Origin of the sequence: Synechococcus sp. R3-13 (assembly GCF_047462195.1) — a bacterium.
Lineage (GTDB): Bacteria > Cyanobacteriota > Cyanobacteriia > Thermostichales > Thermostichaceae > Thermostichus.
In genome coordinates, this window is sequence record NZ_JANSIO010000124.1 from 1 (window position 1) to 5417 (window position 5417).

3 protein-coding genes are annotated in these 5417 nt (G+C 59.5%); 2 read left to right on the forward strand and 1 reads right to left on the reverse strand.

Going from position 1 to position 5417, the window contains the following annotated elements:
* On the forward strand, positions 1-1785 hold a 1785-nt coding region (gene dnaG / locus NW856_RS04165; protein ID WP_414399257.1), incomplete at its 5' end, for a DNA primase.
* A gap of 156 nt (positions 1786-1941) precedes the next feature.
* Here dnaG and alaS read toward each other — a convergent pair.
* A complete protein-coding gene (alaS, locus tag NW856_RS04170) occupies positions 1942-4614 on the reverse strand; it encodes an alanine--tRNA ligase (protein ID WP_414399258.1) in 2673 nt (890 codons plus the stop codon).
* 284 nt (positions 4615-4898) lie between these two features.
* Between alaS and NW856_RS04175 the strand changes: the two genes are divergently transcribed.
* A partial coding sequence (locus NW856_RS04175) for a protein kinase domain-containing protein (protein ID WP_414399260.1) occupies positions 4899-5417 on the forward strand: 519 nt, incomplete at its 3' end.

Consider the following 5417-nt stretch of genomic DNA (forward strand, 5'->3'; position numbering starts at 1 on the left):
CCCAGCAAGCAGATCTACAAGTGCTTCTCCTGCGGGGCAGGGGGAGATGTGCTGCGCTTTGTCATGCAGACCGAGCATCTCTCCTTTGCTGAGGCCGTGCGCCACTTGGCGCGGCGATACCACATACCTCTGCCCACCCGCAATCCCGAGGCGCAGCCCTTGGGATCCCTTGATGAGCGGGAGCTCTCCCACCGGGAAAAGCTGCTGGAGATTTTGGCCATGGCTGCCGATTTTTATCGGCATGCCCTCCGATCCCAGCTAGGATCCGCCGCCCGCCAGTACCTGCACAGCCGCCACCTGAGCGAAGAAACTTTGCAAAAATTTCAAATCGGCTTTGCTCCCCCCGGCTGGCAATCTCTCTACGAATACTTGGTCAACCACAAGCGCCAACCGGTCAAACTTTTAGAAGAGGCTGGATTGCTGGTTCCCCGCCAGCAGGGATCCGGCCACTACGACCGCTTTCGCAACCGGATCATGCTGCCCATTTTTGATGTGCAGGGGCGGGTGATCGGGTTTGCCGGCAGAGCCTTGGGGGAGTCAGGACAGCCCAAGTACCTCAACTCTCCAGAAACAGAGCTCTTCAACAAAAGCCAGGTGGTCTATGGTCTCAACTTTGCCCGCGATGCCATTGCCAAAGCCGATCAAGTCTTGGTGGTGGAAGGCTATTTCGATGTCATCGCCCTGCATCAGGCGGGGGTTGCCTATGCCGTAGCCGCTATGGGCACCGCTTTGACACCCCACCAGGTGAAGACCCTGCTGCGCTACACCCAGTCGAAGCGGCTGATCCTCAATTTTGATGCGGATCGGGCCGGTTTGAACGCCGCCAACCGAGCCATTGAAGCCGTTGAAGAACAAGCGCGGCGCGGAGAAATTGAGCTGCGCATTCTCACCCTTCCTGAGGGCAAAGATGCCGACGAGTTTTTGCGGGAGTACAAGAGCTCGGCCCCGCCGACGCGAGCGGTTTCTGAACTGCAAACCCTGATCGAGCAAGCTCCCCTGTGGCTGGATTGGCGAATTGAACAGGTGCTGGCCGGTCGGGATCTGAGCCGGGCCGCCGATTTTCAGCAGGCCCGTCAAGCCCTTGTGCAACTGCTGGCCGGTTTGGGTGGACAATGGCGCTCTTTGTATTTGCACAAAGTGGCAGAATTGCTCAGCCGCGGCAACGGTCGCCTCAGTCGAGACTTGGAAGAAGACCTGCGCCGAGCGGTGCGGCAGTACCGCTGGGCCAAACCCCAGCAACCTTCCCTCAATAAGGGATCCAAACTCTTGCAGTCGGAGTCCCATCTTTTGCAGATTTTTCTGCATTTTGGCGAGTATCGCCACGAAATTCGGCAAACTTTGCTGGAGCGAGAGCTGCAATTTAGTTTTCGCCCCCACCGGGAGCTGTGGCAGCGGATCTTGGAACTGATCTCGGCTCAGCCGGAGCTGGAAGAGCAAGAAGAGACGTTGCTGACGGCTTTGCGCACCCTCTGTGCCCAAGATGAGCAGCTCAACGAGCGCCTCAGCCATCTGCTCTGGTTGGACGAAAACACCCGCGTAGCCCTGATGCGTCCACGGATGGTGGTGCGGGCCGCCATTGCCAACATGGAGCTGGAAATTCGCCAGAAACGCTACCGCTATTGGACCCAACTGTGGGATCAAGCCTTTTCCGAAGGCAACACTGCCCTGGCCGCCCAGTACCAGGCCAGCATCCAGCAGGAATACCAGGCGATTCAGGCGCTGCAGCGGCAGGTGCAACTGAGCCTGGAAGACATGTCGGAAACTGCACTGGCCGAAGATCTATAGTCATTTCGATTTAAACCTAAACCCATAACCCAATACGGGGCCAGAAGGCTTCCCTCAATAGCCCAGGCGTCTCACCCTAAACTGAACAGCACTCTAAACTGAACGACTGTAGTGGCCGATGGACGGCCTGTTGGTGCTCAAAAGGGCTTCGCTCCCCTAGCGCGAGATCAGCTCCGCTTGCAACCGCTCCCGGGCCACCCGCAAAGCCTCTGCCAATTTCTCCGGCTGTTTGCCCCCAGCTTGGGCCAAGTTGGGCCGTCCGCCGCCGCCCCCTCCGGTGAGTTTGGCAATCTCGCCGATGAAGGATCCCGCCTTCAGGCCAAGTTGCTGCACAGCAGGGCTAAAGGCAGCCACCAGGCTGACCTTGCCGGCTTCCGGCACCGATCCCAGCACCACTGCCCCTTCCCCCAGCTTGGAGAGCAGATGCTCGGCAGCGGTTTTGAGGGCCTCAGGGGTGGTGGATCCCAGCTCGGCCACCAGCACCTTGAGATCTCCGACGGCAACCGCCTGGGCCAGCAAACGTTCGGCCTGTAGCAAGGCCAACTGGCTGCGCACCTCTTCCAGTTCCTTCTGGGCAGCTTTCAGCTCCGCCTGTAGAGCAGCAACCCGCTCCGGCAGTTCCTGGGGCTTGGCTTTAAATTGAGCGCTCAGCTCCCGCACCACCCTGTCCCGTTCGTTCAGGTATTCCAGCACAGCCGGCCCGGCCACGGCCTCGATGCGGCGGATCCCAGCAGCCACTCCCGTCTCGGCGATGATCTTGAACAGGCCAATCTCAGCGGTGTTGTTGACGTGGGTGCCGCCACACAGCTCCATCGACACCCCCGGAAAGTCGATTACCCGCACCTCAGCGCCGTATTTTTCCCCGAACATGGCCACGGCACCTCTGGCTTTGGCTTCGGCCAGGGGCATGATCGCCACTTGAGCAGCATGGGCCTCGGCAATCCAGGTGTTCACCAAGTTCTCGATCTGTTCCAGCTCCTCAGGGGTGACTGGCCGGGATAGGGTGAAATCAAAGCGCAGCCGGTCAAAAGCCACCAGGGATCCCGCCTGACCAATCGAGGGATCGACAATTCTTTTCAGGGCTGCCTGCAGCAGGTGGGTGGCGGTGTGGTGGGCTTGGGCGCGCCGCCGACAGGCCAGGTCGATTTGGGCTTGGACGGGATCCCCCACCCGCAGGATCCCGCGTTCCACATGGCCAAAGTGAACGAACAGATCCCCTTGCTTTTGCACATCTTCAATCCGCACCAGCAGGCCATCCCCGGAGAGGTAGCCCCGGTCGCCAATTTGCCCGCCGGACTCGGCGTAGAAGGGCGTGCGATCCAAAACGATCTGCACCGCTTGCCCTGCCTCCACTTGGGGCACCGATTTCCCCTCGACCAACAGGGCCTCGACCACGCCGCGGGCGGAAGATTGGCTGTATCCCAAAAACTCCGTTTGGCTGAGGAAATCCGCCAACTCGTCCAGGGATCCCTGGGCTGTGAGGTCGATGGTTTGGTGGGCGGCGCGGGCCCGCTGCCGCTGTTTCTCCATCTCTTGCTCAAAGCCCTCCAGATCCACGCTGAAGCCGTGTTCCTGGGCAATTTCTTGGGTTAGCTCCAGCGGAAAACCGTAGGTATCGAAGAGCTTGAAGGCGTCGGCGCCGGAGATCTGCTTTTGGGAGCCGGTGGAGTGCTCCGCACCGCTGTCACGACGGGAAGATTCGACGGCAGTAAACAAATCCAGCAGTAGCCGTTCCCCCCGCTCCAGGGTTTTGAGAAATTGCTCTTCCTCCCGTTGCAGCTCGGTCTTGATCAGGGTTTCTCGCTCCCGCACCTGAGGATAGGCAGCCTCGGCCAACTGAATCGCGGTCTCGATTACCGGGATGGTGAAGGGCTCGCCGATCCCCAGCAATCGCCCGTGGCGCACCATTCGCCGGATCAGCCGCCGCAGCACATAGCCCCGATCCACATTGGAAGGAAGCACCCCATCGGCAATCAAATGCATCACTGCCCGCGCGTGATCCCCGATCACCTTCAGAGAGATCTGCTGCTCCGGGTCGGCCTTGGAGTAGTTCAGCCCGGCGATCCCAGCCGCCGTTTGAATGATGGGAAAGATCAAGTCCGTCTCGTAGTTGTTGGGCACCCCCTGCAACACTTGGGCCAACCGCTCCAACCCCAGGCCGGTGTCGATGTTTTGCTTGGCCAGCGGCATCAGGTGACCTTCGCTATCCCGGTTCAGCTCCATGAACACCAGGTTGTAGATCTCCAGAAAGCGGGAGTCATCCTCCAAATCGATCCGCTCATCCCCCAGCTCTGGCTTGAAGTCGTAGTAGATCTCAGAACAAGGGCCACAGGGGCCAGTGGGGCCGGCAGCCCAGAAATTATCCGCCTCTCCCATGCGCTGGATGCGGTGGGCCGGGATCCCTATCTCATCTCGCCAGAGGGCAAAAGCCTCCTCATCTTCGCGAAAGACGCTCACCACCAGCCGTTCCGGGGGCAGGCCGAACACCTCCGTCACCAGCTCCCAGGCCCAGGCGATGGCCTCCTTTTTGAAGTAGTCGCCAAAGCTGAAGTTGCCCAGCATCTCGAAGAAGGTGTGGTGGCGCGCCGTTCGGCCCACATTCTCGATGTCGTTGGTGCGCACACATTTCTGGGCCGTTGTAACCCGTGGGTACTCCGGATCCCGTTGCCCCAGGAAAATGGGCTTAAAGGGCAACATGCCGGCAATGGTCAGCAGCACCGTCGGATCTTCCGGCACCAAGGAGGCGCTGGGCAACACCTGGTGGCCCCGCTGAGCGTAGAAGTCCAGAAAAGTTTGCCGAATGGCGGCACCGGAAAGCGCTGGAAACATGACAGGCGAAGATGGCTGTATTCATCAATTCTAAGTTTTCCCTCTGCAGGGCAGTCCAGCCCTTGTTGTTCTCCTCTGTTCCACCAAACCCCATCCGCCGAAAACCTAAGCGATTTGTCCGATTAACCTCAGGGCGGGCAGACGCTAAGATCAGCCTATCTGAGGCAGTTGTGCAAGATTTGTTTCTTCTTGGTCTAACCTGTATGTATCTCTCACAACTTGCCTGCCGACTTCTTGGCTCCGTCTCGGTTGTCCGGATCGCCAGCCGGTAACCCCAAACTGGTATGCCCAACTGCTACTGCCTTAACCCTGCCTGTTTGCACCCGGAAAACCCGGCGGACGCTTCTACCTGTGTCTCCTGTGGCCATCCCCTGCTGCTGCGCAATCGCTACCGGGCCTTCAAGCGCATCGGCCAGGGGGGATTTGGCTCTACCTTTTTGGCGCGGGATGAGGACATGCCCTCCAAACCTTGGCGGGTGATCAAGCAGTTGCGCCCGGTCGAGGGATCCCCGCAACTGGCCAAGCTGGCGGAGGAGCTCTTCAATCGCGAGGCCCAAGTGTTGGAGCGCCTGGGGGAACATTCGCAGATCCCCAAGCTCTACGCCCACTTCCAGGAAGGCGGCAAGTTCTACTTGGTGCAGGAATTTATCCAGGGCATCACCCTCTCCCAAGAAATGCGTCGCAATGGGCCCTTTTCCGAAGAACAAACCCGGCAGGTGATGCAGGAGGTGCTGCTGATCCTCAGCTATGTCCACAGCCAAAACACGGTTCACCGAGACATTAAACCCGCCAACCTGATTCGT

Coding starts and splice junctions, on each gene's coding strand:
- alaS (WP_414399258.1), bottom strand. CDS start 4,614: ATGTTTCCAGCGCTTTCCGGTGCCGCCATTCGGCAAACTTTTCTGGAC.